Annotated in this window: 25 protein-coding genes; 13 read left to right on the top strand and 12 right to left on the bottom strand. The window is 74.2% G+C overall.

From position 1 onward, the window contains the following. Positions 1-79 precede the first annotated feature (79 nt). Complete coding sequence (locus tag HT134_RS13685) at positions 80-229, bottom strand: hypothetical protein (RefSeq protein ID WP_175600719.1); 150 nt, start codon at positions 227-229, stop codon at positions 80-82. A gap of 526 nt (positions 230-755) precedes the next feature. On the opposite strand from HT134_RS13685, the gene HT134_RS13690 reads away from it, so the two are divergent. From HT134_RS13690 to HT134_RS45515, 4 genes are all read left to right on the top strand, one after another. Then, positions 756-1,163: a hypothetical protein gene (locus tag HT134_RS13690; protein WP_217707802.1), complete on the top strand. Its 408-nt coding sequence runs from the start codon at positions 756-758 to the stop codon at positions 1,161-1,163. Then, positions 1,156-2,871, top strand: a complete 1,716-nt coding sequence (locus HT134_RS46900; RefSeq protein ID WP_175600720.1) for a multicopper oxidase family protein — start codon at positions 1,156-1,158, stop codon at positions 2,869-2,871. The genes HT134_RS13690 and HT134_RS46900 overlap by 8 nt, the downstream gene beginning before the upstream one ends. A 75-nt stretch (positions 2,872-2,946) precedes the next feature. Continuing rightward, entirely contained in the window at positions 2,947-3,162 is a 216-nt protein-coding gene (locus HT134_RS13700) for a CopG family transcriptional regulator (protein WP_217707803.1), read from the top strand. Then, positions 3,159-3,431 (top strand): hypothetical protein, encoded by a 273-nt coding sequence (locus HT134_RS45515; protein ID WP_246364384.1) that lies wholly within the window; start codon positions 3,159-3,161, stop codon positions 3,429-3,431. Before HT134_RS13700 ends, HT134_RS45515 begins: the two co-directional genes overlap by 4 nt. Positions 3,432-3,944: 513 nt before the next feature. On the opposite strand, the gene HT134_RS13710 is transcribed toward HT134_RS45515, so the two are convergent. Further along, entirely contained in the window at positions 3,945-5,300 is a 1,356-nt protein-coding gene (locus HT134_RS13710) for a dipeptidase (RefSeq protein ID WP_175600721.1), read from the bottom strand. A 231-nt stretch (positions 5,301-5,531) separates the two neighbouring features. Between HT134_RS13710 and HT134_RS13715 the strand changes: the two genes are divergently transcribed. Together HT134_RS13715 and ald are read left to right on the top strand one after the other, a co-directional pair. Beyond that, on the top strand, positions 5,532-6,914 hold the full coding sequence (locus tag HT134_RS13715) for an aspartate aminotransferase family protein (RefSeq protein WP_175600722.1): 1,383 nt from the start codon (positions 5,532-5,534) through the stop codon (positions 6,912-6,914). Positions 6,915-6,972: 58 nt separating this feature from the next. After that, positions 6,973-8,088, top strand: coding sequence for an alanine dehydrogenase (gene ald, locus HT134_RS13720; RefSeq protein WP_175600723.1), 1,116 nt, complete (start codon positions 6,973-6,975; stop codon positions 8,086-8,088). Between the two features lie 16 nt (positions 8,089-8,104). Here ald and HT134_RS13725 read toward each other — a convergent pair whose 3' ends face one another. From HT134_RS13725 to HT134_RS13735, 3 genes are all read right to left on the bottom strand, one after another. Further along, the gene (locus HT134_RS13725) at positions 8,105-9,493 is read right to left on the bottom strand and encodes an SEL1-like repeat protein (protein ID WP_175600724.1); all 1,389 of its coding nucleotides are present in this window, start codon (positions 9,491-9,493) and stop codon (positions 8,105-8,107) included. A 52-nt stretch (positions 9,494-9,545) separates the two neighbouring features. Continuing rightward, positions 9,546-10,598 (bottom strand): sulfite exporter TauE/SafE family protein, encoded by a 1,053-nt coding sequence (locus tag HT134_RS13730; RefSeq protein ID WP_175600725.1) that lies wholly within the window; start codon positions 10,596-10,598, stop codon positions 9,546-9,548. An 81-nt stretch (positions 10,599-10,679) separates the two neighbouring features. Then, a complete protein-coding gene (locus HT134_RS13735; protein WP_175600726.1) occupies positions 10,680-11,321 on the bottom strand; it encodes a TetR/AcrR family transcriptional regulator in 642 nt (213 codons plus the stop codon). Between the two features lie 81 nt (positions 11,322-11,402). Here HT134_RS13735 and HT134_RS13740 point away from each other — a divergent pair, with 81 nt between their 5' ends. Further along, positions 11,403-12,356 (top strand): hypothetical protein, encoded by a 954-nt coding sequence (locus HT134_RS13740; RefSeq protein ID WP_175600727.1) that lies wholly within the window; start codon positions 11,403-11,405, stop codon positions 12,354-12,356. Further along, positions 12,353-13,591: a methyltransferase family protein gene (locus HT134_RS13745; protein ID WP_175600728.1), complete on the top strand. Its 1,239-nt coding sequence runs from the start codon at positions 12,353-12,355 to the stop codon at positions 13,589-13,591. The genes HT134_RS13740 and HT134_RS13745 overlap by 4 nt, the downstream gene beginning before the upstream one ends. Here HT134_RS13745 and HT134_RS13750 read toward each other — a convergent pair. Genes HT134_RS13750 through HT134_RS47610 form a run of 3 tightly spaced genes read right to left on the bottom strand, consistent with a single transcriptional unit; the run spans position 13,566 to position 16,160 of the window. Next, positions 13,566-14,318: a class I SAM-dependent methyltransferase gene (locus HT134_RS13750; protein WP_175600729.1), complete on the bottom strand. Its 753-nt coding sequence runs from the start codon at positions 14,316-14,318 to the stop codon at positions 13,566-13,568. The genes HT134_RS13745 and HT134_RS13750 overlap by 26 nt on opposite strands. Before the next feature lie 55 nt (positions 14,319-14,373). After that, entirely contained in the window at positions 14,374-15,021 is a 648-nt protein-coding gene (locus HT134_RS13755; RefSeq protein ID WP_175600730.1) for a response regulator, read from the bottom strand. Beyond that, complete coding sequence (locus HT134_RS47610) at positions 15,021-16,160, bottom strand: sensor histidine kinase (protein WP_175600731.1); 1,140 nt, start codon at positions 16,158-16,160, stop codon at positions 15,021-15,023. The genes HT134_RS13755 and HT134_RS47610 overlap by 1 nt, the downstream gene beginning before the upstream one ends. A gap of 96 nt (positions 16,161-16,256) precedes the next feature. On the opposite strand from HT134_RS47610, the gene HT134_RS13765 reads away from it, so the two are divergent. Further along, complete coding sequence (locus HT134_RS13765) at positions 16,257-18,023, top strand: gamma-glutamyltransferase family protein (RefSeq protein WP_175600732.1); 1,767 nt, start codon at positions 16,257-16,259, stop codon at positions 18,021-18,023. On the opposite strand, the gene HT134_RS13770 is transcribed toward HT134_RS13765, so the two are convergent. Together HT134_RS13770 and HT134_RS13775 are read right to left on the bottom strand one after the other, a co-directional pair. Next, a complete protein-coding gene (locus HT134_RS13770; RefSeq protein WP_175600733.1) occupies positions 18,024-19,478 on the bottom strand; it encodes a flavin-containing monooxygenase in 1,455 nt (484 codons plus the stop codon). Positions 19,479-19,664: 186 nt separating this feature from the next. Then, positions 19,665-19,847: a hypothetical protein gene (locus tag HT134_RS13775; RefSeq protein ID WP_175600734.1), complete on the bottom strand. Its 183-nt coding sequence runs from the start codon at positions 19,845-19,847 to the stop codon at positions 19,665-19,667. A 116-nt stretch (positions 19,848-19,963) separates the two neighbouring features. Between HT134_RS13775 and HT134_RS13780 the strand changes: the two genes are divergently transcribed. Both HT134_RS13780 and HT134_RS13785 read left to right on the top strand, forming a co-directional pair. Next, on the top strand, positions 19,964-20,746 hold the full coding sequence (locus HT134_RS13780; protein WP_175600735.1) for an SURF1 family protein: 783 nt from the start codon (positions 19,964-19,966) through the stop codon (positions 20,744-20,746). Between the two features lie 4 nt (positions 20,747-20,750). Beyond that, positions 20,751-21,062 (top strand): DUF3817 domain-containing protein, encoded by a 312-nt coding sequence (locus HT134_RS13785; protein ID WP_175600736.1) that lies wholly within the window; start codon positions 20,751-20,753, stop codon positions 21,060-21,062. A gap of 30 nt (positions 21,063-21,092) precedes the next feature. On the opposite strand, the gene HT134_RS13790 is transcribed toward HT134_RS13785, so the two are convergent. Continuing rightward, positions 21,093-21,287 carry a tail-anchor membrane protein gene (locus HT134_RS13790; protein ID WP_175600737.1) on the bottom strand — a complete coding sequence of 65 codons (195 nt, stop codon included), beginning with the start codon at positions 21,285-21,287 and terminating at the stop codon, positions 21,093-21,095. A gap of 104 nt (positions 21,288-21,391) precedes the next feature. Then, positions 21,392-22,069 (bottom strand): protein kinase domain-containing protein, encoded by a 678-nt coding sequence (locus HT134_RS13795; RefSeq protein ID WP_175600738.1) that lies wholly within the window; start codon positions 22,067-22,069, stop codon positions 21,392-21,394. Between the two features lie 164 nt (positions 22,070-22,233). Here HT134_RS13795 and HT134_RS13800 point away from each other — a divergent pair, with 164 nt between their 5' ends. Both HT134_RS13800 and HT134_RS46905 read left to right on the top strand, forming a co-directional pair. Beyond that, positions 22,234-22,917, top strand: coding sequence for a response regulator transcription factor (locus tag HT134_RS13800; protein ID WP_175600739.1), 684 nt, complete (start codon positions 22,234-22,236; stop codon positions 22,915-22,917). After that, positions 22,914-26,168, top strand: coding sequence for a DUF4153 domain-containing protein (locus tag HT134_RS46905; RefSeq protein ID WP_175600740.1), 3,255 nt, complete (start codon positions 22,914-22,916; stop codon positions 26,166-26,168). Before HT134_RS13800 ends, HT134_RS46905 begins: the two co-directional genes overlap by 4 nt. The last annotated feature ends 103 nt before the right edge of the window (positions 26,169-26,271 follow it).

Raw genomic sequence — 26,271 nt, forward strand, 5'->3', positions numbered from 1 at the left:
GCGGGCCGGCTCAACGGGACCGGGCGAGCGCGAGGCCGGGGTGGGAGAAGTCCATGTCCTTCATCCGGGCCGCCTTGCCCTAGGTACGCCGGCGGAGCAGCAGCGGGGAGGTGATCGGCAATCCGTTGCCCTGGAGGTGGCCGATGGAGGGCCGCAGCCGCCGCTCCCATGCGGCCAGCGCCCTGGTGACGCCGCCGGGGTGGCGGGCCAGCGGGTCGGCTCCGGCCATCCGTCGTGTCCATTTCAGGTGTCTGGACTGAACGGTCAGGACGCCCCGGCCGGGTCCGGCGACGAGCCGAGCCCGCCCAGTCCGAGCCCGGAGACGGCCCTCTCGGTCCCGCGCTGAGCGTGATCGTGAACGAGCGGGGCCGGCGTCCCGGCAGGTCGGCATCTCGTCGGCGCCGCGCTCCACCCGATCGAGGGCGCCGGGCGGATCGTGCGCTCGCTGCTCAGGTTCGACGGCAGGTAGCGCAACCGGACGCCGGCCCCGGCGGCCGAGCAGGACGGCGTCACCATGTCGGTGTGCGCGTTCGAGGTCGCGGACGACCGGATCACGCGCGTCTGGGCCGTACGCGACCCGAACAAGCTCCGCCCGTGGGCGACGGAGGCTGACCGCGGCCCTGTCATACCTCGCAAGTCATAACACCATAGCAATATAGATCTTAGACAATATAACTCTGCGGCCATAGCGTCGGGGTCGTTCGCGAATCGGACAAGCCGTTCGCGGCATCCGGACAAGAGCGAGGAGGGATCCCATGCTCACCGTGGCCGAGTCCCGGACGACACCCACGGGATGGACGCTGCGAGCCGTCGTCAGCGCGCACGCGGCGGCGATCGCCGGTCAGCCGGTGTTCGCCGGGGTGTATCTGAGCGGCGACTTCGACGGCCTGAGTCTGCACGCGGCCGGCGCGAACGTCGTCACCTCCATCGGATACCTGCAGCTGATCGTCGCGATCGCGGTCTGGGCCCGGCTGCGTCAGGCCTGGCCGTTCCTCGCCACGGCGGCCGTGGTGGCGGCCGAGACCGTGCAGTACTTCGCCGGGCTGGACGGGACGCTGTGGCTGCACCTCCCGCTGGGAGTGATGACCATCGTCGCGGTCGTGGTGCAGTTCATCGACGTGTGGCGGCGGCCCCTCCTGCGCGAGGAGGCCCGGAATGCGTGACGGTCAGGGCATGACCAGGAGGCGGGTGCTGGGCATCGGCGGGGCGCTCGGCCTGATGGCCGCCACCGGGCTGACGAGCGCGGCCGCGCTGGCCCGCCGCCCGGCGGCCACCGGCGCCGAACTGCGCAGCGCCGTACCGCTGCCGCCCCCGTTCCAGGTGCCGCTGCCGATTCCCGCCGTGCTGAAGCCGGTCGGCGCCTCCGGCGGCGCCGACCGCTACGAGATCATCCAGCGTGAGGTGAGCGCGGAGATCCTGCCCGGCGTCAGGACACCGCTGTGGACGTACAACGGGACGTTCCCGGGGCCGACCATCGAGTCGCGCCGCGGCCGGCCGACCACCGTGTCCCACCGCAACGAGCTGCCCGTCCCGACGGTCGTGCACCTGCACGGCGGACGGACCCCGGCGGCCTCCGACGGGTACCCCACCGACCTCGTCCTGCCCGCGGGCTGGCCGGAGCCCCCGCAGCCGGCGCACACCGGAACGGGCGCCTCACAGCCCCACGCCATGGGGCACGGCGGCATGGGCGATTCCCGCGCCATGCCGCACGGCGGACACGGCGGACACGGCGGTCCCGTCGCGGGGGCGGAACCCGGTCCTACTCCCATGCACGGCATGAACGACCCGCGCGCGGTGGTGAGCAGGCTGACGCGCGACTACACGTTCCCGCTGGACCAGCGCCCCACGCTGCTGTGGTACCACGACCACCGGATGGACTTCACGGCGCCCGCGATCTGGCGGGGCCTGGCCGGTCTGCACATCGTCCGCGACGACGCCGAGGACGCCCTCGGCCTGCCCGCCGGGCCGCGCGAGCTGCCCCTCATGATCGCCGACCGGGCGTTCGCCGCCGACGGCAGCCTCGCCTACCCCTCCCTCGACCCCACCCTGCGGCAGCGTCCCGGCGTCCGGGAGCCGTACCTCGCCGGGGTCCTCGGCGACGTCATCCTCGTCAACGGCGCGCCGTGGCCCGTGCACGAGGTGGACGCGGCCCGCTACCGGCTGCGCGTCCTCAACGCCTCCAACGCCCGCCACTACGAACTCGAAGCGGTCACCGACGACGGCCGCCGCCTCGACCTCGTCCAGATCGGCGCCGACCAGGGACTGCTCGCCGCCCCGGTCACGCACCGGCTGCTGCCGATCGCGCCCGCCGAACGCTACGACGTGGTCGTCGACTTCTCCGGCGTCCCGATCGGCAGCCTCGTCAAGGTGGTCAACCGGCTCGGCTCCGGCCGTACCCGGGACGTGATGGCCTTCCGCGTCGCCCGCAAGGCCGCCGACGACAGCCGCATCCCCGGCGCGCTGTCCACCGACCTGCCGGACTGGCGGCGCTCGGAGGCCGTCAGGGTGCGGGAGTTCGCCTTCCGCGCCGGGCAGATGCACGCGGGCCACGGCTGGCTCATCGGCGGCCTGCCGTTCGACCCGGCCCGTACCGACGTCACCGCCCGGCTCGGCGACGTCGAGGTCTGGCGGCTCGTCGCCGACGTGCACCACCCCGTCCACCTGCACCTGGTCGGCTTCCGGGTGCTCTCGCGCAGCGGCAGGCCGCCGCTGCCGCACGACGCGGGACTCAAGGACACCGTCTCACTGCGGCCCGGCGAAGGGGTGGAGATCATCACCCGGTTCGACGGCTACCGCGGCCGCTACCTGTTCCACTGCCACAACGCCGAACACGAGGACATGGGCATGATGGCCAACCTGGAGATCGTCTAGGAGCGCGACCTCGAGTACCGGCATCGGCGAAGGGGAGGCGCGCGCGTCCTACTCCTCGACGAGATCCGCGGGGAGGTGGCAGAGCGTGGCCTGTGGGCCTATGTCGCCGAGGCGTCGCGCTTCAAGCGTGACCGGGACCGGTTGCTGGAGCTGGGGAACTGGCTGGAGGAGGAGTACGGGCCGGTCACCGAGGACGAGCGCGCGGCGGCGAGCAAGGAACTGGACGAGCTCGACGCCGAGCACGAGCGCCGCCGCGCCGGAGGGAAGCGCGAGGAAGAAGAGGCGGCGTGAGCCGGCGAAGCGGTGAGCGCGGGCAGCCGCCGCTGCGGATCTTCGTTCTCGACCGCGAGGCCCTGTCCCTGGCCGTGCGCGGTGACAGGAAGATGATCGCCTGGCTCGACCTCGCTGCCCGAGGCCAGGCCGAAGTGGTGACGTCCCCCATGACGGTGGTCGAGGCGTGCGACGGCAGGATCACCGAGCAACGCTGGGACTGGGTGCTCTCCCGGCTCGACGTCGCCGACATCGGCAAGCACCAGGCCCGCCGGGCCGCCGGCTCCTGACCGAGGCCGGACCGCACGGCCACAAGTACGCGATCGACGCCGTGCTCGCCGTCGTCGCACGACAGCAGAAGGGGCAGGTCACCGTCTTCACCTCGGACGAGGACGACCTGGAGAGGCTGCTCCCGGACTCGATCGTCGTCCAGAAGGTGTGACTTCATCGCCTCATGGCCGGCGTCCAGGTGCCGATTATGGGAGCCAGGGGCACAGCCTCTGGCAGGGGGCGTCTTACCGATTGGGGGGTTCCGCAGGGAGACGTACATGCCCTGTACCTCGGCCCCGCGCATGCTTCCGTCAAGCCACGGGTCAGGCCCAGGGGAGCGCGAGGGGACGGGAGTCCCCTCGCCCGGGGTTCGGGGCGCAGCCCCGATCAGGGCGTCCGAGCGTGAGCGAGGGCCGCGCCCTTGTGGGGGTGTGGGGGGCGCCGGCCGAGCCCCCCACCGGGCGCTGCCTGAGCTCCCACGTCGCGAAGCGACCTCCGAAGGTGATGACCTCGGGGTGAAGGGCCCCGAAAAGTCAGACCCCGAGTGCCGACGGGGCGCCGAGTTCCGCCAGGAAGAGGGCCTCCGCCGTGGCGACCCGGCGCAGCTCCTCCAGGTCCACCCGCTCGTTGGGCGCGTGCACCGCGGCCTCCTCGTCCTCCGCGCCGAACAGCAGGATCTCCGCCGCCGGGTACTGCCGCAGCAGCGTGTTGACCAGCGGGATGGAGCCGCCGGCGCCGACGTCGCGCGGCGGGCGGCCGAAGGCGCGCTCCATGGCCCGGTTGAGGGCCGCGCGGGCCTTGCCGCCGGAGTCGGCCTGGAAGCCGGACCCCACGGTGAAGTCGCCGAACGACACCTGCACGCCCCACGGCGCCACCTGGCGCAGGAACTCGACGACGGCGTTGACCGTGGTCTTCGGGTCGCCGGCCGGCGGGATGCGGACGGTGACGCGGGCCCGCGCGACCGGCTGGACGGCGTTGATGGCCCCGGAGACCGTGGGCACGTCGAGGCCGGTCACGGTGATGGCGTACGACGCCCACAGCCGGTCGGCGAGCGAGCCGGAGCCGACGAGCGAGACGCCGTCGACCACCCCGGCGGTCCGGCGGAACTCCTCCTCCGACGGCCCCTGCCCGAGGAAGGTGCCGCGCGGCAGGCCGGGGACGCGGACGTCGCCGTTGTCGTCGTGCAGCGAGGTGACCATGCGCATGAGCGCGGCGAGCGCGTCCGGGGCGGCGCCGCCGAACTGGCCGCTGTGCACGGGCTCGCGCAGCGTGCGGACCTCCATGGTGAACGCCGCCATGCCGCGCAGCGAGGTGGTGACGGAGGGGTCGCCGACGCGCGGGTTGCCGGTGTCGGCGACCACGATGGCGTCGGCCCGCAGCAGGTCGGGGTTGCGGTCGACGAACGCTTCGAGGCGCTCGCCCGCGTACTCCTCCTGGCCCTCGATGATGACCTTCACGCCGACGGGGAAGCGGCCCTGGAAGGCGCGCAGGGCGAGGATGTGCGAGATGACGCCGGACTTGTCGTCGGCGGTGCCGCGGCCGTAGAGCTGCCCGTCGATCAGCGTGGGCTCGAACGGCGGGGTGCGCCAGGCGGCGGGGTCGCCGGCGGGCTGCACGTCGTAGTGCGCGTACAGCAGCACCGTGGGCGCGCCGGGAGGCGCGGGCGCCTCGCCGTACACGGCGGGGAAGCTGCCCTCGACGGGGATCTGCTGGACGTGCGGCAGCCCGACCGAGCGCAGCAGCTCCTCGGTCATGGCGGCGGCCGCGTAGACGGGCTCCTCGGGGTGCCCGGGGAAGGCGACGGACGGGATGGCGGCGAGCCGCCTGAGCTCGTCGACGCCCTGTGGCATCGCGGCGGCGACGGCTTTCTCTATCTGGTCAGGAGTCACGGGAAGATCCCCCGGGGTTGTTTCGATAGTCAACGTCTCATTGGATCACAGACGCTCCCACAACGCAGGAAACGAGCAGGACCCGCGCGCAAATCTACTGCGGATTTCGTAGCGGTTACATAGCGGTTCTGCGGATCTCGGTTTTCTTGCAGAGTGTCGCGACGCTTTCACTTGGCAATCCGCAGGTGAACATGCACACTGTGGTGAGATCAGACGCAAGGGAAGATAACCATGACGCAGCCGGAAAACGACATCCTCAAGGCCGCGCACGACAACCTGTGGCTGCACTTCACCAGGCATAGCGCCTATCAGCAGGCAGAGATCCCGACGATCGTCCGGGGCGAAGGCTCGTACATCTACGACATCCACGGCAAGCGCTACCTCGACGGGCTGGCTGGACTCTTCGTCGTCCAGGCCGGGCACGGCCGCAGCGAGCTGGCCGAGGCCGCCGCCAAGCAGGCCCAGGAGCTGGCCTTCTTCCCGCTGTGGTCCTACGCCCACCCGAAGGCCGCCGAGCTGGCCGAGCGGCTGGCGGCCATGACGCCCGGCGACCTCAACCGGGTGTTCTTCACCACCGGCGGCGGCGAGGCCGTCGAGACCGCCTGGAAGCTCGCCAAGCAGTACTACAAGCTCACCGGCAAGCCCCTCAAGCACAAGGTCATCAGCCGCCAGATCGCCTACCACGGCACCCCGCAGGGCGCCCTGTCGATCACCGGCATCCCGGCGTTCAAGCAGATGTTCGAGCCGCTCGTCCCCGGCTCCGTCCGCGTGCCGAACACCAACCACTACCGCGCCGACGAGATCACCGGCGTCAAGGGCATGACGCCCGAGGAGTACGGCATCTGGGCGGCCGACCGCGTGGCCCGCGCCATCGAGATGGAGGGCCCCGACACGGTCGCGGCCGTCTTCGCCGAGCCGGTGCAGAACGCGGGCGGCTGCTTCCCGCCCCCGCCCGGCTACTGGCAGCGCCTGCGCGAGATCTGCGACGAGTACGACGTGCTGCTCGTCTCCGACGAGGTCATCTGCGCCTTCGGCCGCCTCGGCACGATGTTCGGCGGCGAGAAGTTCGACTACGTGCCTGACATCATCACCTGCGCCAAGGGCATGACCTCCGGCTACTCGCCGATCGGCGCCATGATCGCCCACGACCGGCTGTTCGAGCCGTTCAAGGACGGCGACAGCATGTTCGCCCACGGCTACACCTTCGGCGGTCACCCCGTCTCGGCGGCCGTGGCGCTGGCCAACCTCGACCTCTTCGAGCGCGAGGACCTGCTCGGCCACGTCACCCGCAACGAACCGCTGTTCCAGGCGACGCTCGACGGCCTGCGCGACCTGCCGATCGTCGGCGACGTGCGCGGCTCCGGCTACTTCTGGGGCATCGAGCTGGTCAAGGACAAGACGACGAAGGAGACGTTCACGGCCGACGAGTCGGAGCGGCTGCTGCGCGGCTTCCTGTCCAAGGCGCTGTTCGACGCGGGCCTCTACTGCCGTGCCGACGACCGGGGCGACCCGGTCATCCAGCTCGCGCCCCCGCTCATCGCGGGGCCGCGGGAGTTCGACGAGATCGGGTCGATCCTCCGGTCCGTCCTCACCGAAGCGTGGTCTCGCCTCTAACACCTCCCCTCCGGCACGGCGCTCGCCGTGCCGGAGCACGTCCCGAAAGGATTCCGCGATGAAGATCGGCGTGCCTGCCGAGGTCAAGAACCATGAATACCGGGTCGCCGCCACGCCCGCCGGCGTCCACGAGCTGGTGCGCAACGGCCACGAGGTGACGGTCCAGCGCGGCGCGGGCCTCGGCTCGCACATCCCGGACGAGGAGTACCTCGCGGCGGGCGCGAAGATGATCGACAGCGCCGACGAGGTGTGGGCCCAGGCCGACATGGTGCTCAAGGTCAAGGAGCCCATCGCCGAGGAGTACCACCGGCTGCGCGAGGGGCTGGTGCTGTTCACGTACCTGCACCTGGCGGCGTCGCGGCCGTGCACCGACGCGCTGCTGTCGGCGGGGACGACCGGCATCGCGTACGAGACCGTCCAGGTCGGCAACGCGCTGCCGCTGCTCGCGCCGATGTCGGAGGTGGCCGGGCGGCTGGCCCCGCAGGTCGGCGCGTACAACCTGATGCGCTTCAACGGCGGGCGCGGCGTCCTGCCGGGCGGCGTGCCCGGCGTGGCCCCCGCCAAGGTCGTCGTCATCGGCGGCGGCGTCTCCGGCCTGAACGCCGCGCAGATCGCCGTCGGCATGGGAGCCGACGTCACCGTGCTCGACACGAACGTCGATCGCCTGCGCTTCATCGACGCCATCTACCAGGGCCGCCTGAAGACCCTGGTGTCCACCTCGTACGCGATCGAGCAGGAGGTGCTGCAGGCCGACCTGGTCATCGGCGCCGTCCTCATCCCCGGCGCCAAGGCGCCGACGCTCGTCTCGAACGACCTGGTCTCGCGCATGAAGCCGGGCTCGGTGCTCGTGGACATCGCCATCGACCAGGGCGGCTGCTTCGAGGACTCCCGCCCGACCACGCACGCCGAGCCGACCTACCGGGTCCACGAGTCGGTGTTCTACTGCGTGGCCAACATGCCGGGCTCGGTGCCCAACACCTCCACCTACGCGCTGACGAACGCCACGCTCCCGTACGCGGTGAAGCTGGCCAACCTCGGCTGGCGCGACGCCCTGGCCAAGGACCCCGCGCTGGCGGCCGGCCTCAACACGCACGACGGGAAGCTCACCAACGCGCCGGTCGCCGAGGCGCTCGGGCTGCTGTGCACGCCGGTGGCCGACGTCCTGGCCGCCTGACCCGTCCGACGGACGCTCAGCGGACCCCGAGGCGGCGCCGCAGGTCGCGGGCGGTCTCCAGGACGTGCTCGACCTCGCCCTGGCTCGGCCAGGGCGAGCTGCCGGGCCGCAGCAGCGTGCCGCGCACCGAGGCGAAGTGCTCGATCGCGCTCGCGTGCAGGCCGCTGTGCTCCACCAGCCACCGCACGACGCCGCTGTGGTCGCGCAGCGGCCGGGTCACCAGGTCCCAGGTGCCGAGCAGCTCCGACAGCTCCGGTACGGCCAGCGGCACGCCGCCCCGGCGGCCGGTCGCGGCGGCGGCCAGCTCGGCCCGCGCGGCCAGCTCCGGCTCGGTGACCCGGTCCCAGCCGGGCGGCGGCGGGTCGGACAGCCACCGCTGCGCCTCGGCGTACTCCCCGGCCGCCGACAGCAGCCCGCCCAGCTCCACGGCCGCGTGGTGGTGCCCGGCCTGCGCCGCCACCCGCAGCCAGTGCCGGCCGGAGGCCAGGTCGCCGTACTCGGCGATGAGCAGCAGCGCGAAACCGTAGGCCGAGCCCGGGTCGCCCGCCGCGGCCGCCCGGCCGAACCAGTGCCCGGCCCCCGCCGGGTCGCCCAGCTCCACGCACACGTACCCGGCCATCCGCTGGTCGGCCGGCCGTCCCGCGTTCGCGGCCCGCTCGTACCAGGCCCGCGCGGTGCGCACGTCGCCGCGCGACAGCGCGATGCCGCCGAGCTTGGAGGCCGCCCCCGGGTGCTCGCTGGTGGCGGCCAGCCGGTAGTACGCCTCGGCGCCCTCGGGGTCGCGGCGCGCCTGGAGGAGCAGCCCCAGGTGGTAGGCGGAGTCGGCGTGGCCGCCCCGGGTGGCGTGCTCCCAGCAGCGCGCGGCCTCGGCCTCGTCGCCCGCCGCGTACGCGAGGAAGCCCAGGTCGTGGGCGGAGGCGTGGTCGCCCTCCGCGGCCGCCCTGCGGTGCCACTGCCGCGCGGCGGGCAGCTCGCCCGCGTCCTCGCAGATCAGCGCCAGCCGGCGGGCCGCGGCCCGGGAGCCGGAGCGGGCCGCCCGCTCGAACCAGGCGCGCGCGGAGGCGAGGTCGCCGCGCTGCTCCAGCAGCAGGGTGGCGAGGTTGACCGCGGCCTCGACGTCGCCGAGCCCGGCCGCCCGCTCGTACCAGGCGACGGCCTCCTCCAGAGTGCCGTGCTTCTCGTGCCAGACGCCCAGGTTGTAGGCGCTGTCGACGTTGCCGGCCGCGGCGGCGCGCTCCCACCAGTGCCGGGCCGCCGTGCGGTCGCCGCGCTGGGCGCAGAGCTTGCCCAGCCGGTGGGCGGCCCGCGGGTCGCCCGCCTGCGCGGCGAGCACCAGCTCCGGCTCGTCGCCGACCCGGGGCGCCGGAACGGCCGGTGCCGCCACCTCACCTTGCCACCACGCCATGCGCACAGGGTGACATGTGACCGAGCCGACGCGGAACGTAATCACCGAGAGGCTAGGAGAAGTTGATGAAGCCGGTGTACATGCCCATCGCGCAGACGTAGCGGAGGGTTCCGCGTGGCTGGGGCGGCAGGCGCACGGTCGCGGGCAGGGGGACGTCGCGGCCGTCGATGGTGACGGTGCGGGTGCAGGCGCCGGGGTCGGCGAGCCTGAAGACGATCTCGACCGGGACGCCCGCCGGGGCGGTGACCAGGCCGGGGCGGTAGCCGTCGCGGGTCGCCCACACCGTGATCGGTCCCTCGGCGGGCCTGTCGCCGCCGGTGACCGCCTCGGCCGGGGAAGCGCCGCCGCCGGGGAGCCAGCCGCCGAGGTTGAGTCCCGAGCCCGCCGTCCACAGGCCGGCGGCCAGGGCCACGACCCCGGCCAGCCGGGCCACGCGGGTGCGCGAGACGCGCCGCAGCACGTACCCCAGCAGGGCGAACGCGGGCGCGCTGCCCGCCACGAACCCCGCCATGACCGCCGCCCCGCCGAGCGCCGAGGCGCTGGTGACCGCGACCATCTCCACGCCGAGCGTCACGCCGCACGGGACGAGCACGGTGGCCGCGCCGAGCGACCCGGCCAGGACGAGCGGGTGCCGCCCGGAGGGCCGGTCGCGTGCCGGTGTCCCCCCGTGCGGGGCGCAGGCGTGGCGCGGGCCGCGCAGCAGCCGTACGGCGAACACGACGACGGCGCACCCCGCGGCCACGAGCAGGGCCGCGCGGACGGGCGGCGGCGGCTGCACGGTCGCGCCGAGCCACCCGAGCAGCGCGCCGAGCACGGTGTGGGCGGCGAACCGGCCCAGCAGGAACCAGCCGATGACGACCCGCGCCGCCACGACCGGTCCGCCATCGCCTGCCCTGCCCGGCCCGGATGAGGATCTGGACGAGGATCGTGATGAAGGCCCGGGTAAGGACTGTGATGAAGGTCCGGGTAAGGGCCCGGGTGAGGGCCCCGGTGAGGAGCGGTCCGACAGGCCCACGAGGAGGCCGCCCTGGACGGCCGTGCAGGACGCGGTGCCGGCGAGAAGGCCCGCGACGAGCCCGGAGACGAGCAGAGCCGCCGCCTGCATCCACGCCCTCCACTCCCGCCGGCGCCCTGACGGCGCTCTACCGGCAACCTAACGTGTTGTCCCGGATGCGGCCAGTGAGAGTTATGTCGCCCCGTTGTCACCGGCCCTGGCCCCGCGGCGGCGGGGGAGGCGCACGGTGAGCAGCTTGGCGCGCGGCGCGACCCGCTCGGCCAGCGCGAACAGCGCCTCCGTGCGCGACCGGTCGGCGTCGAGGTGGGTGAAGAGGTTGACGCCCAGGTAGAACGTGATCGCCGCGTACGCGAGGTCGCGCGGCGGCAGCAGCTTGGCCAGCGGCGACCCGCCGATGACGCGGTCGAGGTTGCGCTCCACGAACGCGATCCACGGCTCCGACCGCGTCACGATCTCCTCGCGCAGCTCGGGCCGGGCGATGCTGGCGCCGACCAGTTCGGAGAACATCGTGATGTGGCCGCCCTCCAGGTCGGCCCGGTAGATCTCGGTGGCGACCGCGACCAGCTCCTCCAGCGTGCGGGCCCCGGACACGGCGGTCTCGTAGGCGGCCATCCGCTGCTCGGAGGAGCGGTCGAGCGCCGCGAGCAGCAGCGGATCGACCCCGCCGAAGTGGTAGAAGACCAGCGCCGAGTTCACGCCGGCGGCCTTGGCGATGGTGCGGGCGCTGGTGCCGGCGTAGCCCTCCGTGCGCAGCGTCTCCGCGGCGGCCTCGATGAGCCGCTCCCGCGTCTCCGCCCCTGCCTGCTTCGTCATCGATCTTCCCTCTTGCCGGTTCCGGGCTCCTCATCATACGGTTTAATCACTCGATTAAACCGATCGCTCAAGGAGTTCGTCATGTCCGTGGAGCCGGATCCCGTTCATCAGCGCAGGTCACGACGGGTGCTGGCCGGGGTGCTGGTGGCGCTGTTCGCCGCGTTGTTCGCCTACCGGGTGCTGCACGCGGGCCATCTGGAGCAGACGGCGGTGTTCTACGTGGGCATCCCCGCCGTCATCGCGATCACGGTGGTGCTCGCCGCGCGGCCGAGGAGCGCGCTCGGCACGACCATGGCCGTGATCACCATCGGGCTGGCGCTCTCCGGGCCGCTGCTGGGCGAGGGCATCGTCTGCCTGGTGTTCGCCGCGCCGCTGTTCTACCTGGTGGGGCTCTTCGTGGGGCTGGGCATCGACTTCGCCCGCAGGAAGGGGCCACGAGCCAACCTGGTGGTGGCGCCGCTGCTGCTCGCCCTGGTCAGCGAGGGCGCCACGGAGGCCACCTCGCTGCCCAGGGACAACGTGGTCACCGCCACCCGTCCCACCGGCGGCGCGGACGTCGAGGCGGCGCTGGCGGTCGCGCCGAGGTTCCCGCGGGTGGAGTCGGCGTTCCTGCGCCTCGGCTTCCCGCGCCCGCTCGCGGCCGAGGGCGCGGGCCTCCAGGTGGGGGCGACCCGGCGGATCACCTTCACGCCGCGCCGCTCGCTCGGCATCGGCGCTCCCCTGGAGCCGCGCTCGATGACGCTGCGGGTCAAGGAGCGCGGGCCGGGCGTGGTGGTGTTCGACGTGGTGGCGGACACGACGCTGGCGCGGTGGCTGGACCTGGAGGAGGCCCGGTTCGCGTGGACCCGCTCGGACCTGACCGTGTCGCTGCGCTACCGGCGCACGTTCGACCCGGCCTGGTACTTCGGCCCGCTCCAGCGCCACGGGCTGGGCGAGGCGGCCGGCTACCTGGCCGAGACGTTCACGCGAGCCGACACGACCGCTGGACGCGCCGGGACGGCCGCCGCGCGTGCCGAGACGGCGTCCACGTCATGAGCGCGGCGCTGGTCAGGGCGGTGGCGCTGATGGGCCCGGTCCTCGCCGTGGCGGCGATCGTCGCCGTGCGGCGGCCGGAGGAGCCGCGGATCGCCGCCGCCCTGCTCGCCACCGGCTGGAACGCGCTCGCCCTCAGCGGCGTCAACGCCCTCGCCCTCCACCTGGGCTGGTGGAGCTTCCACGCGCAGGGCGCCGTGGCGCTGGGCGTGCCGGTCGACCTGCTGCTCGGGTGGGCGGTGCTGTGGGGCGCGGTGCCGGCCCTCGCCGCCCCCGGCGCTCCCGTGCCGCTCACGGCCGCCGCGCTGGCCTGGCTGGACCTGGCGGTGATGCCGCTCGGGCGGCCGGTGCTGGTGCTCGGGCCCGACTGGCTGCTGGGCGAGACGGTCGCCGTCGCCTGCGCGCTGGTGCCGGGCCTGCTGGTCGCCCGCTGGACGTGGACGGGCCGCCGGCTGCGGGCCCGCGCCGCGGCCCAGGTCGTGCTCGCGGCCGGGCTCGGGGTGGGGCTGCCGCTGCTGCTGACGGGGGCGTGGCGGCAGCCCGCCTGGGCGCTCGGCCTGCTGGCCCAGGCCATGGCGGTGCCGGGGCTGCTCGGGCTGGCCGCGGTGCGGGAGTTCGCGGTGTCCGGCGGGGGGACGCCGCTGCCGTACGACCCGCCGCGGCGGCTGGTGACCGGCGGGCCGTACGCGTACGTGCGCAACCCCATGCAGGCCGCCATGACCGGCGGCTACCTCCTGCTGGCCACCCTCGACCCCGTCTTCCTCGGCGCGGCGGCGGTCGCGTTCGCGTACGGCGCGGGCCTGGCCGCCTGGCACGAGGGCGAGCAGCTCGCGGCCCGCCACGGCGCGGAGTGGGAGGCGTACCGCAAGGCGGTGCGGCCCTGGCTGCCCCGCCTCCGGCCGGTCGCACCGCCCCCGGCGGTGATCCATGTGGCGCGGACGTGCGGGCAGTGCGCGCCGGTCGGGCGCTGGCTGGCCCGCCGGGACCCGGTCGCGCTGGAGGTGGCCGCCGCCGAGGACCACCCGCGCGGGCTGCGCCGGATCACCTACGAACGGGCCGACGGCGTCACGGCGGAGGGGGTGCGGGCGCTGGCCGCGGCGCTCACCCACGTCCACCTCGGCTGGGCGCTGCTCGGCTGGCTGGTCACGCTGCCGGGCGTCGCCTGGTTCGCCCAGCTCTGCGTGGACGCCCTGGGCGGCGGCCCCCGCACCCTCACACCGGACGGCGCGCCTCGATGAGCACCCGGCTGGAGTGCGCCACGAACGGCCCCTCGGACTCGATGCGGTCGTGCAGGTCGCGCAGCCGCGCGCGGTGACGCTCGACGGTGAAGCCGGGCACGATCCAGATCACCTTGCGCAGGAAGTAGACCACCGCGCCGACGTCGTGGAACTCCATCCGCAGCCGCTCGGCCCGCAGGTCCACCACGGTGAGCCCGGCCGCCTCGGCCTCGGACCGGGCCGCCTCCGGGGCGCGGGCGGAGCCGTCCAGCGGGCCGAGGAAGAACTCGGCCAGCTCGAACACGCTGCGCGGGCCCACCTTCTGCGACAGGTACGTGCCGCCGGGCCGCAGCACCCGGGCGATCTCCGCCCACCACGTCCGCACCGGATGCCGGCTGCTCACCAGGTCGAAGACGCCCGAGCGGAACGGCAGGCGCGGCTCCTCGTCGTCGGCGACCAGCGCCGCGCCCCGCTCGCGCAGCCGCGCGGCGGCCACCGGGATGTTCGGCGGCCACGACTCGGTGGCGACGGTCACGGGCGCGAGCACCGGCAGCCCGGCCAGCACCTCACCGCCGCCCGTCTGGATGTCGAGGGCCGCCGAGGCCCCGGCCATGCGCCCGGCGAGCAGCCGCGCGTACCCCCAGGAGGGCCGCTCCTCGCTGGCGCGGCCGTCGAGCCAGGAGAAGTCCCAGCCCTCGACCGGCTCCGCCTCGGCCTCCGCCACCAGGTCCTCGAACGTCCGTCGCATGCGGCCAGCCTGCCCGCCCTCGGCCGCCCGCCTCAACCGCTTTTGTCCGGTCCGGTCACACCCAGCCCGGTCTGACCAGGCCCGACTCGTACGCGATGACGACGAGCTGGGCGCGGTCGCGGGCGCCGAGCTTCATCATGGCGCGGCTCACGTGGGTCTTGGCCGTGGCCGGCGACATGAACAGCTTGGCCGCGATCTCGTCGTTCGTCATGCCCGCGCCCACCAGCGTCAGCACCTCGCGCTCGCGCTCCGTGAGCTGCCGCAGCGCCTCGGTGGCCATCGGCTCCTTGGCGCGCGAGGCGTACTCCGCGATGAGGCGGCGCGTCACGCTCGGCGAGAGCAGGGCCTCGCCGGCCGCCACCACGCGGACCGCCTGGATCAGCTCCGCCGGTTCCGTGTCCTTGACGAGGAAGCCGCTGGCGCCGCCGCGCAGCGCCTCGAAGACGTACTCGTCGAGCTCGAACGTCGTCAGGATGATGACGCGCGGCCCCTCCGGCATGCGGCGGGTCGCCGTCAGACCGTCGGTGCCGGGCATGCGGATGTCCATGAGCACCACGTCGGGCTGGTGCTCGGCCGACAGCCGGACGGCCTCCGCGCCGTCGGCGGCCTCGGCCACCACGGTCATGTCGGGCTGGGCGTCCAGCAGCGCGCGGAAGCCGGCGCGCACCAGCGCCTGGTCGTCGGCCAGCAACAGCCTGATCATCACGTGTCCTCGGGGGAGAGCGGAGGGGAGAGCGGGTCGGAGGGCAGGGGGAGTCGGGCGGCGACCCGGAAGCCGGTGCCCCACGGGCCGGCCACCAGTGTGCCGCCCAGGGCGGAGGCGCGCTCGCGCATGCCGGGGATGCCGTTGCCGGTGCCGTGCGCCGACAGCTCCGGGGAAGAGGTCGCGCCGGTGTCGGTGACCGTGACGGCCAGCTCCCGCTCGCCGTACTCCAGCTGGACCGTCACCCGCGCGCCGGGAGCGTGCCGGGCGGCGTTGGTGAGCGACTCCTGCACGATCCGGTACGCGGCCCGCTCCACCTGCGGCGGCAGCGGACGCGTCCCGTCGCGGCGCAGGGTGACGTCCAGGCCGGAGCGCTCGACCAGGTCGTCGAGCCGGTCGAGCCCGGCGGTGGGGAAGCGCGGCGCGCCTTCGCGCAGCACGTTGAGCACGGAGCGCATCTCGCCGAGCACCTCCTTGGAGGCGGTCTTGATGGTGGCCAGCGCGGTGCGGGCCTGGTCGGGGTTGTCGTCGATGAGGTGCAGCGCGGTCGCGGCCTGCACGTGGATGAGCGAGATGTTGTGCGCGAGCACGTCGTGCAGCTCCTGCGCCATGGTCAGGCGCTCCTCGCTGGCCTGCCGCCGCGCCTCCTCCTCGGCCGTGCGCTGCTGCTGGGCGCGCCGCTCGCGCACGATCGCCCACAGCTCCGAGCCCACCATGACGAGCATGATGAACGCGGTGATCGCCAGGTCGTGGAACAGCCCGGGCTGCCCGGTGGTCCCGAAGTGCCCGTAGGCCAGGAACACCACGAGCGTGACCCCGGCGAAGCTCCAGGCCACCGCCCGCCGTCCGACCAGGACCAGGGCGATGAGCGTGATCGTCGGCGCGATGTAGACGGGGCCGAGCGGGTAGTCGAGCCACGTGTACAGGTAGGTGACGAGCAGCGCGACGGCCGCCGAGCCGACCGGGAACCTGCGGTGCACCACCAGGGCCGCCGGCCCCAGCAGCAGCAGCGTGTAGGACAGCGCGTCCAGCGGCTTCCTGACGTGCAGCTGCCCGTACGCCGCGCCCTGCGACGCCACAACTTGGGCCACGGCGACGATGAGCCCAAGGACAGGGGCGTATCGGGACTTCTCTCGCACGTCCCCCACGCTAAGGCAGCCGGACGGCCGGCCGCGTCCGTCCAATGTGGGAGGGGGCCCTACCACGACGGGCGTACCTGGGCCATCGTGGAGGCCATGCGCCGTGTGATCGCTCCCGCAGCGGCAATCCTCGTCACGCTGGCCACCGCCTCGCCGGCGACGGCCGCAGCCGCTCCCTCAGCCCTGCCCACCGCTTCCTCGTCCACCGCCGCCGGCAAGGTGCCCGTCGCCGAGGGGTACGGCGGCGCCGTCGCCACCGTCGACCACGACGCGAGCCGCGCCGCCATCGCCGTGCTCCGGCAGGGCGGCAACGCCGTCGACGCCGCCGTGGCGGCCGGCGCCGTGCTGGGCGTCACCGAGCCGTACTCCGCCGGCCTGGCCGGAGGCGGCTTCATGGTGCTCTACGACGCCAGGCACCGCAAGGTGCACACCATCGACGGCCGCGAGACCGCGCCCAGGGCCATGACCTCCACGTCGTTCGAGGGCATCCCGTTCGAGGAGGGCGTCACCAGCGGCCTGTCGGCGGGCGTGCCCGGCGCGGTCGCCCAGTGGGACCTGGCGCTGCGCCGGTTCGGCACGATCTCGCTCAAGCAGGCGCTCCAGCCGGCGATCGAGGTCGCGTCGCAGGGCTTCACGGTCGACCAGACGTTCTTCGACCAGACCCAGGCGAACCTGGCCAGGTTCAAGGACATCACCTCCACCGCCGCCCTCTACCTGCCGGGCGGCGCGCCGCCGCCCGTCGGCTCCGTCTTCAGGAACCCGCAGCTCGCCGACACCTACCGCGAGCTGGGCAGACGAGGCCCCGGCTGGCTGTACGGCGGGCAGCTCGGCAAGGAGATCGTCGCCACCGTCAAGCAGCCGCTCGTCGCCCCGGGCGCCACCCGCAAGGTCCGCCCCGGCCTGATGGAGCTGTCCGACCTGCGCGCCTACCGGGCGCTGACGCGCGAGCCGACGCGCGTCGACTTCAAGGGCCTGCGCGTGTACGGCATGGCGCCCCCGTCCTCCGGCGGTTCGACCGTGGGCGAGGCGCTCAACATCATCGAGGCGCTGCCGCAGGCCGGCCTGCACGAGTACCTGGAGGCGTCCCGGCTGGCCTTCGCCGACCGCAACGCGTACGTCGGCGACATCCCCGGCGTGCCGCTGAAGGAGCTGCTGTCCGACGGCTTCGCCAAGGAACGCGCCTGCCTCGTCGGCCCGCTCGCGATGACCGAGCCGGCCAAGCCCGGTGAACCGGACGGCGACTACCGCGGCTGCGCCGACCCGGGCGGCTCGTCCACGCCGACCGCCGCCGAGGGGCCGGAGACCACGCACCTGGTGGTGGCCGACCGCTGGGGCAACGTGGTGGCCTACAACCTGACGATCGAGTCCACCGGCGGCAACGGCATCGTCGTGCCGGGCCGGGGCGTGCTGCTCAACAACGAGCTGACCGACTTCACCTTCGGCCCCGCCCCCGGCGACCCCAACCTGCCGGGCCCGGGCAAGCGCCCGCGCTCGTCCATGGCGCCCACGATCGTCTTCCAGGACGGCAGGCCGGTGCTGGCGGTCGGCTCGCCCGGCGGCGCGACGATCATCACGACGGTGCTGCAGATCCTGCTCAACCGGTACGTGTGGGGCATGGGCCTGCCGGAGGCCGTGGCCGCTCCGCGCGCCTCGCAGCGCAACGCCACGCAGACGCAGGCCGAGCCGGCCTTCCTGGAGGTGCACCGGGCAGAGCTGGAGGCGCGCCGGCACAGCTTCGCCAGTGTGGCGGAGATCGGCGCGGCCACGGCGCTGGAGTTCACCGGTCCGGGCCGGGTCCGGGCGGTGGCCGAGCCGGTCAGGCGGGGTGGCGGCAGCGCCCTGGTGGTCAAGCCCGCCGGGTGACTAGCGGATCAGCTCGTACGCGCGGGGGTTCGCCTTCAGGGTGCGCGCCCAGTACTCGAAGCTGAACCCCGGCCACATCGTCCGGTTGACGCCGTGCTCGTCGAGGTACCAGGAGCGGCAGCCGCCCGCGTTCCACACGAGCGGGTCGAGCCGGGCGCGCAGCCGCCGGTTGAAGGCGCGCTGCCGCTCCGGCCGCACGTCGAGGGCCCGCGCGCCGGTCCTCGACAGCAGCCGCAGGCAGTCGAGCACGTACCGGATCTGCGACTCGATCATGAACACGACGGAGTTGTGCCCGAGCCCGGTGTTGGGGCCGAGCAGGAAGAACAGGTTCGGGAAGCCGGCCGTGGTGATGCCGTAGTACGCCTCGACGCCCCCGCGCCAGGCGTCCTGGAGCTCGACGCCGTTCCGGCCGACGATCCGCTGCTCGCGCAGGGCGTCGGCGACCCGGAAGCCGGTGGCGTAGACGACGACGTCGGCCTCGTGCTCGCGGCCCGAGGCGTCCACGACGGCGCGCGGCCGGAGCCCGGCGGCGGGGGAGGCGACCAGCTCGACATTCGGGCGGGTCAGCGCCGGGTAGTAGTCGCTGGAGATGAGCACCCGCTTGCAGCCGATCGTGTAGTCGGGGGTGAGGTGGCGGCGCAGCTCCGGGTCGGGGATCTGCGCCGTGAGGTGCGCGCGGGCGGCCCGCTCGTGCGCGGCCATCAGGCGCGGGTGGACGGTGAAGCCGAGGGCGCGGGCCTCCAGCAGCCAGTACAGGACGTCGCGCAGCGCCCTGGCCGCGCCGGGCAGCCGCAGCGCCCTCCTGGCCAGGGGCGGCAGCGCGAGGTCCGGCTTGGGGTGGATCCACGGGGGAGTGCGCTGGAAGACGGTCAGCCGCGCCACGTGCGGGGCGATGCGCGGGACGAACTGGACGGCCGACGCGCCGGTGCCGATCACCGCGACGCGCCTGCCGGTCAGGTCCACCCCGTGGTCCCAGCGCGAGGAGTGGAACGCCGGGCCCGCGAAGGTCGGCGCGCCGGGGAGGTCGGGGACCGACGGGACATGCAGGGCGCCGACGGCCGAGACGACGGCGCGCGGGCGCAGCACCTCGCCGTCCGCGGTGGTCACCTCCCAGCCCCTCCGGCGCTCGTCGTACTCCAGGGACACCACGCGGGCGCCGTAGCGGATGTGCGGGGTGACGCCGTGGCGGTCGGCGCAGCGGCGCAGGTACGCCCAGATGTCGGGCTGGCTGGAGAACAGCCGGGGCCAGCCGGGTTCGAGCGCGAAGGAATAGGAGTACAGGTGCGACGGCACGTCGCAGGCGCAGCCGGGGTAGGTGTTGTCGCGCCAGGTGCCGCCGAGGTCGCCGGCCTGCTCCAGGACGACGAAGTCGTGGCAGCCGGCCCGCTTGAGCCCGATCCCCATGCCGATGCCGGAGAAACCGGCGCCGACGACCACGATCCCGGGCTCGGCCACGGCTCGTCCTCCTGTCTCCTCCTTCGCAGTGAAACACACGACACCGACTGGTCGGTATGGGAGGGGCCGGACAAACTTTTCGCGGGCGCGCGAAAAGCGCCGATGGCCGTCGTCGTCGACCGGCCGTCGGCGCCGTGCGGGAGACCGCGCGGGTCGGCGCAGGAGGAGTCCTGGCGCGGACCGGGCCTAGCGCAGGACGAGGAAGGCGGCGACGCCGATGACGAGGATGGCCGCGACCACCGCGATGATCGGGACGAGGGGAGACTTCTTGGGCTCCGCGGCGGCCTCCTGGTCGGAGCGCTGCGCGAAGGCGCGGAACTGCTGCGTGGTGCCAGCCGGGTCGATCGGCTGCTGGTGCTGCTCAGACATGCGCAGCAGCCTAGCGGGATCACCTGTGGCATTTTGCGCCTTTTTCGCGATCGGCTTCATGCGATCGGCGGCGGGCTGGGTGCGGGACCGGTCCCGTCGCCGGATAGCGTTGAAGCATGCTGAGGACCGTGCTCTCGCCCCGCATGCTGGGGCTCCACCTGTTGACGGTGGTGGTCCTCGTGGCGTTCATCCTGCTCGGACGCTGGCAGCTCGGGGTGTTCCAGGATTCCGGCAAGCCGCGCGCGGCGGCCGACCCCGCGCCCGTCGCGGTCACCGCGCTCGCCCCGGTGGGGGCGCAGATGGACGGCAGGTCGGTCGGGCGGCGCGTCACCGCGAGCGGCGTCTACGACGCCTCACGCCAGCTCCTCGTCGTCGACCGGCAGCCCGACGTGGACGCGCCCGGCGGCAAGGCCGACCGCGACCGGGGCTTCTGGGTGCTCACCCCGCTCCGCCTCGGCGACGGCACGCTGCTGCCGGTCGTCCGCGGCTGGACGGCCACGCCCGACGCCTCCCGGCTGGCCGTGCCGTCCGGCGAGGTCACCGTCTCCGGCCGGCTGCGGCCCCCGCAGGGCACCGACAGCGTGCAGCGCCGGCCCGAGGAACTGCCCCGGGGCCAGGTGCAGACCGTGTCCACCGGCCAGCTCGTCAACCTGTGGGACGGCGGCCGGATCCGTGACGGCTACGTCGTCGCCCAGCCGCCGTCGGGCGAGCTGACCCAGGTCAAGGTCGCGCCGCCGGTCGTCGGCGGCACCTTCACCTGGCGCAACCTCGCCTACGCCGCCAACTGGTGGATCTTCGCCGGGTTCGCCGTGTTCATGTGGTTCCACTTCGTCCGCGACGCCGTGCGCACGGACCGGGAACACCACAAGCAGTCCCCTGAGATGGTTCTGGAAGGTTGAAACGGTGGAATCGGCTCTGAAGCCCTTCCGGGTGCTCGCCTACTGCGTCGGCGTGATGCTGCTCGTGCTGTGCACGGCCATGGTGCTGAGGTACGGCTTCGGCATCGAGGGCATCTCGAAGTTCGTGGCGCCCGTCCACGGCTTCCTCTACATGGTCTACCTGGTGGCGGTCATGAACCTGGGCATGAAGGCCCGGTGGAGCTGGCCGTACATGCTGGGGATCATGCTGGGCGGCACGGTGCCGTTCCTGTCGTTCTTCGTCGAGCGGCGCGTCACCCAGCGGGTGCACGCGCAGACGGCGGTGGCGGGGGCCTGACCCCCGCCACCGGGCGCGCCTCGCTCGGGATCAGCGGCCGATGCCGCGCCGGCGGGCGCGCTTGAGCCGCTCCCGCTGCGACGGGTCGAGCATCAGGTAGCCGACCACCGGTGCGCCCACGACGCCGAGGACGACCAGCAGGGTGATCCAGCCGGTCCCGAAAATGATCAGGGAGAGCAGGACGGCGGCGCCGGCGCCGATGGCGTACTTCTGGACTGGCGACATCCTCAACATCCTCCGAACGCGGAGCGCGCGCCCCGCCTCTTCCACATTCTGCGTCCCCGGTCCAACGAGTGGGGGCGCCCCGGGGTTCCGAATCGCGATGTATCTCAAAAGGCCGGCCCGCCGGTCCCGGCGGAGCGCTCCAGCGCCAGGCGCCGGAGCGTCCCGGACACCAGCTCGACCGGCGGCGGCCCGGCCGGGTCGAGCATCGCCCGGATCAGCGACCGCAGCGGGTCGGCGCCCGCCGCCGGGGACGTGCCCGGCGGCCGGCCCTCGACCGCGAAGTGCAGCGTGGCCGCCAGCGACCACAGATCGGCCGAGGGACGCAGCTCCGGCTGCGGCAGCCCGAACCCCGTCAGCAGCGCCCGGCCCGTCGGCGTGAGCAGCACGTTGCCCGGATCGACCCGGCCGTGCACGATCCCCAGCGCGTGCGCCGCCGAAAGCCCCTCCAGCACGCACACCCCGGCCCTGGCGGCCTGGGCCGCGGGCAGGGGACCGCGTGAGCCCACCGCGCGCTCCAGCGACGTCCCCGAGACGAACTCCATGACCACCCAGACGGCGCCGTCCCCGGCCACCACGTCGGCGACCGGCACGAGGCAGCCGTGCCGCAGGGCGGCGAGGCGGCGCGCGTCATCGGCGGCCCGCTCCACCAGGCCCGCCGGCGGGCGCAGCTCCCGGACGACGACGTCGCGGTGCCCCGGCTCGTCGAAGGCCAGCCGGACGGCGCCCCCTCCGAGGGGGTTCAGCAGCCGGTAGCGCCCCGCGAGCTTCGTGGTGTGTCCCATGCCCTGATCTCCCCCATCCAGGTGGACGATAGCTCCCCGGCGGCGGCCCCGGCCATCATCCCGGTGAGCCGGGCATGAACACCTCCCGACGGCTGTTCGATCTGCACCGGATGTGCACGTTTCAGTGAGTGCCGTCTGCACCGGGCACTCCTAGGCTTTCGTCCGTGGCAGAGCGGCGACGGGTCCTCCTGGTCGAGGACGACGAGACGATCGCGCGGGCGGTCCGCGACCGCCTGGCGGCCGAGGGCTTCGAGGTGCGCGTGGCGGGGGACGGGGAGGCGGCGCTGGCCGAGTACGGCCGGGCCGAGCCCGACCTGGTGATCCTCGACCGGCTGCTGCCGGGGCTCGACGGGCTGGAGGTGTGCCGCCGGATGCAGGCGGCCCGCCCCGTGCCGGTGCTCATGCTGACCGCGCTCGGCGAGGAGACCGACGTGCTGGTCGGGCTGGGCGTGGGGGCCGACGACTACCTCACCAAGCCGTTCAGCATGCGCGAGCTGGTGGCCCGGATCCACGCGCTGCTGCGCCGGGTCGAGAGAGCCGGCCAGCTCGCGGCCGAGGACACGGTCATCCGCGTCGGCGAGGTCGAGATCGACACGGCGGCGCGCCGGGTGTTCGTGCGCGGCGCCGAGGCGCAGCTCACCAGGACCGAGTTCGACCTGTTGCGGCGGCTGGCCGAGCGGCCGGGGCAGGTCTTCGAGCGCGACCGGCTGCTGTCGGACGTGTGGGGCTTCTCCGAGGCCGCCGCGACCCGGACCGTGGACAGCCACGTGCGGGCGCTGCGCCGCAAGCTCGGCTCCGACGTGGTGCGCACCGTCCACGGCGTCGGCTACGCGCTGGTGCGCCGATGAGGCCGCTGGACTTCCTCGGCCGGATCAAGGTCAAGCTCGGCATCGTGATCGTGCTGGCCGTCGGCACCGCGTTCGTGGTGAACGAGGTCGGCATCAACTCCGGCCTGTCGCGCGAGCTGCGCATCGCCGTGGCCGTGGCGCTCGCGCTCATCATGGTGCAGGTGCTGGCCATGGGCATGACCAGGCCGCTGCGCGAGATGGCCCGCGCCGCCCAGACCGTCGCCAAGGGCCGCTACGACCTGCGCGTGCGCGCCACCTCCCGCGACGAGGTGGGCGAGCTGGCCAGGGCCTTCAACGCCATGGCGGCCGACCTCGGCGAGGTGGACCGGCAGCGCCGCGAGCTGGTCGCCAACGTCAGCCACGAGCTGCGCACGCCCATCACCGCCCTGCGCGCCGTCCTGGAGAACGTCGTGGACGGCGTCTCGGCGGCCGACCCGGGCACCATGAGCACCGCGCTGGCGCAGACCGAGCGGCTCGGGCGGCTGGTGGCCCAGCTCCTCGACCTGTCGCGGCTGGACTCCGGCGCCCGCCACATCGAGGCCGAGCCGGTCGAGCTCGCGCCGCTGCTGGAACAGGCCGTGCGGGAGGCGGAGCTGGCCCGCGAGGACGTCCGGATCGTCGCGCGGGCCCCCGGCGGGCTCGTGGTGCGCGCCGACCCCGACCTGCTGGCCCAGGTGCTGGCCAACCTGCTCGACAACGCCGTACGGCACAGCCCGCCCGGCGGCGTGGTGACCGTCACGGGCACCGCCGAGGGGAACGGGGCGCGGCTCACGGTCGCGGACCAGGGGCCGGGCATCCCGGCGTCGGCCCGGTCGCGGGTGTTCGAGCGGTTCTCGCGCCTGGACGCGGCCCGCGCCGCCGACGCCGGCGGCGCGGGGCTGGGGCTGGCCATCGTCAAGGAGATCGTCGAACTGCACGGGGGCGGCATCCGCATCGGGGACGGTGCCGGATGCCGCATGATCATCGACTTGCCAGGGAGGACAGCGATGGGGGACAGACGGGGCGCCGCGCCGCCGCCGGACCGGGAGGAGCGCCCGGTCCCGGGGGACGCGACCGCGACGGAGGGCGCGGGCCCGGCCTCGGCGAAGAGCGCGGGCCCGGCCTCAGGGAGGAGCGCGGGCCTGGCCTTGGGGGAGGGCGCGCGTCCGGCCTCGGGGGACGGCGCGCGTCCGGCATCCGCGGGCTCGGGCCCGGTGGAGGAGGCGGCCGTCGAGCCGGCGTTCCAGGGGCCGCGGGCGGCGGCCGAGGGGTCGCTGCCGGTGCCGGTCACGGGGGCCGGGACCGGCGCGCCGCGGGCCGTCCACGCCGGGCGGCCTCCGGCGGAGGCGTCCGCGCCCGCACCCGCGCCCGGCGCCGTGTCCGGATCCGGGCTTGGTGCCGGGTCCGGGTCCGGATCCGGGCTTGGTGCCGGGTCCGGGTCCGGGCTTGGTGTCGGGTCCGGGTCGGGGCTTGGTGGCGCGTCCGGGGGCGCCACCGCCGTCCCGTACCCCAACGCGCCCTTCCCCGGGCCGGCGGACGTGCTGCTGCGGCTGATCGTGGGCACCGGCCTCGGCCTGGTCGCCGGGTTCGCGGTCGGCGTGGTCGCGGCGGTGTTCGTCAGCTTCGCCATCGGCGACGCCTTCGGCCTGAGCGCGCTCGTGTTGTGCACGCTGCTGGCCGGGGCGCTGGGCGCGATCAAGGGCGCGTCCCCCCGCCGCCCGCCCGTCCGGCCCTCCGGACCCGGCCAGGCGGGCGGTCAAGCGGGCGGCCAGGCGGGCGGCCAGGCGCCGCCCCCCGTCTACGTGCCCCCGCCCCTCTTCCCCCGCCCGGAGCTGCCCGCGACGCCGCGCTGGCTGCTGCCCGCCGCCGTGGGGGCGGGCGTGTTCGGCGCGGTCGCCCTGCCCGGCGCCCAGGCCGGCCTCGGCGTGGTGCTGGTGGCGCTGGTGCTCGGCGCGGCGGCCCTGCCCGCGACGCTGCGGCGCCTGACGCCGTGGACGGGCGCGTACGCTCTCGTCGCGTACGTCCTGATCTCCATGGCGGCCGTGCGCGACGCCGACTGGCTGGTCGGCGTGCTGCTCGTGGCGGGCGCCGCGCTCGCGGCGCTCGCCGTGTCCGGGGCGGGGCTCGGCTGGATCGGCGCGATCAGGGGCGTGCTGTCGGTGCTGCTGGCGCTGCCCCCCGTGCCGTGGTTCCTGGCCGAGCCGCTGAAGCGGCTCACCGCCCGGCGGCGCATCCTGCCGGTGCTGGCCGGGCTCGGCATCACGGCCGTGCTGGTGGCGGTGTTCGGGGTGCTGTTCGCCTCGGCCGACCGCGTGTTCGCCTCGTACGCGCGACGGCTGACCACCACCCCGGACTGGGCCGAGACGCTGCCGCTGCGCCTCTTCGTGTTCGCGGTCGTGGCCGTGCTGCTGGCCGCCGTGGTGCTGGTGGCGCTGCGCCCCGTCAACGACCCGGCCGGGCCCGAGGTCAAGCTGACCGTGAGCCGCAGCGTGTGGCTGCTGCCGCTGACGGCCGTGAACCTGCTGTTCGCCGCGTTCGTCGCCGTGCAGATCACCGCGTTGTTCGGCGGGAACGCGTGGGTGCTGAGGACGGCCGGGCTCACGTACGCCGAGTACGCCAGGGAGGGGTTCTTCCAGCTCGTCGTGGTCAGCGTGTTCGTGCTCGGCATCGTCGCGGTGGCCGCCGGGGTGCTGCGCGTGGGACGGCGCGAGCGCTGGCTGCTGGCCGGCCAGCTCGGGGTGCTGTGCGCGCTGACCCTCGTGGTGCTCGCCTCCGCGCTGCACCGGCTCGCCCTCTACACGGACGCGTACGGGCTGTCGCGGCTGCGGCTGTCGGTGCAGGCGACGCTGTGGTGGCTGGCCGCGGTGTTCGCGCTGGTGCTGCTGGCCGGGGCGGTACGGCTGGCGGGGCGCGGCGCCGCCTGGCTGCCGCGTACGGTCGTGCTGGTCACCGGGGTGGCCCTGGTCGGCTTCGCCGTCGTCAACCCGGACCTGCGCGTGGCGCAGACGCAGGTGGCGGTGCGCGGCGTCGCCAACATGGACTCCGACTACCTGGGCGACCTGGGGGCCGAGGCGGTGCCGGCGCTCGACCGGCTGCCCGAGCCGCAGCGCAGTTGCGTGCTGGCGGACGTGGTGGCGGCCAACGATCTCGGCGCCCCGGACCCGTGGAACGGCTGGAACCTCGCCCGCGCCCAGGCCCGCGCCGTCCTCGCCGAGCACCCGATCCGCCCGGACGCCTCCTGCCCCCGCGCCTCCTCCCGCACGCAGGACTGACCGGGGAGCTGTCCCAGCCCCGGGCCGCGGTACACCTTCGTGTTCGCGCAGGTTGACCGCTTGTCGCCTGTCCCACCGTGTCCCACGGGCGATGCGTGCGACC

Origin of the sequence: Nonomuraea rhodomycinica (assembly GCF_013363995.1) — a bacterium.
GTDB lineage: Bacteria > Actinomycetota > Actinomycetes > Streptosporangiales > Streptosporangiaceae > Nonomuraea > Nonomuraea rhodomycinica.

Excerpts from the sequence above, each read along its gene's own strand:
- HT134_RS13765 (WP_175600732.1), top strand. The coding sequence starts at position 16,257 with ATGCGCCGTGTGATCGCTCCCGCAGCGGCAATCCTCGTCACGCTGGCC.
- HT134_RS13745 (WP_175600728.1), top strand. The coding sequence starts at position 12,353 with ATGAGCGCGGCGCTGGTCAGGGCGGTGGCGCTGATGGGCCCGGTCCTC.
- HT134_RS13740 (WP_175600727.1), top strand. The coding sequence starts at position 11,403 with ATGTCCGTGGAGCCGGATCCCGTTCATCAGCGCAGGTCACGACGGGTG.
- HT134_RS13730 (WP_175600725.1), bottom strand. The coding sequence starts at position 10,598 with ATGCAGGCGGCGGCTCTGCTCGTCTCCGGGCTCGTCGCGGGCCTTCTC.
- HT134_RS13795 (WP_175600738.1), bottom strand. The coding sequence starts at position 22,069 with ATGGGACACACCACGAAGCTCGCGGGGCGCTACCGGCTGCTGAACCCC.
- HT134_RS13755 (WP_175600730.1), bottom strand. The coding sequence starts at position 15,021 with ATGATCAGGCTGTTGCTGGCCGACGACCAGGCGCTGGTGCGCGCCGGC.
- HT134_RS13690 (WP_217707802.1), top strand. The coding sequence starts at position 756 with ATGCTCACCGTGGCCGAGTCCCGGACGACACCCACGGGATGGACGCTG.
- HT134_RS46900 (WP_175600720.1), top strand. The coding sequence starts at position 1,156 with ATGCGTGACGGTCAGGGCATGACCAGGAGGCGGGTGCTGGGCATCGGC.
- HT134_RS13735 (WP_175600726.1), bottom strand. The coding sequence starts at position 11,321 with ATGACGAAGCAGGCAGGGGCGGAGACGCGGGAGCGGCTCATCGAGGCC.
- HT134_RS13725 (WP_175600724.1), bottom strand. The coding sequence starts at position 9,493 with ATGGCGTGGTGGCAAGGTGAGGTGGCGGCACCGGCCGTTCCGGCGCCC.
- HT134_RS13790 (WP_175600737.1), bottom strand. The coding sequence starts at position 21,287 with ATGTCGCCAGTCCAGAAGTACGCCATCGGCGCCGGCGCCGCCGTCCTG.
- HT134_RS13780 (WP_175600735.1), top strand. The coding sequence starts at position 19,964 with ATGCTGAGGACCGTGCTCTCGCCCCGCATGCTGGGGCTCCACCTGTTG.
- HT134_RS13685 (WP_175600719.1), bottom strand. The coding sequence starts at position 229 with ATGGCCGGAGCCGACCCGCTGGCCCGCCACCCCGGCGGCGTCACCAGG.
- ald (WP_175600723.1), top strand. The coding sequence starts at position 6,973 with ATGAAGATCGGCGTGCCTGCCGAGGTCAAGAACCATGAATACCGGGTC.
- HT134_RS13750 (WP_175600729.1), bottom strand. The coding sequence starts at position 14,318 with ATGCGACGGACGTTCGAGGACCTGGTGGCGGAGGCCGAGGCGGAGCCG.
- HT134_RS46905 (WP_175600740.1), top strand. The coding sequence starts at position 22,914 with ATGAGGCCGCTGGACTTCCTCGGCCGGATCAAGGTCAAGCTCGGCATC.
- HT134_RS13715 (WP_175600722.1), top strand. The coding sequence starts at position 5,532 with ATGACGCAGCCGGAAAACGACATCCTCAAGGCCGCGCACGACAACCTG.
- HT134_RS13775 (WP_175600734.1), bottom strand. The coding sequence starts at position 19,847 with ATGTCTGAGCAGCACCAGCAGCCGATCGACCCGGCTGGCACCACGCAG.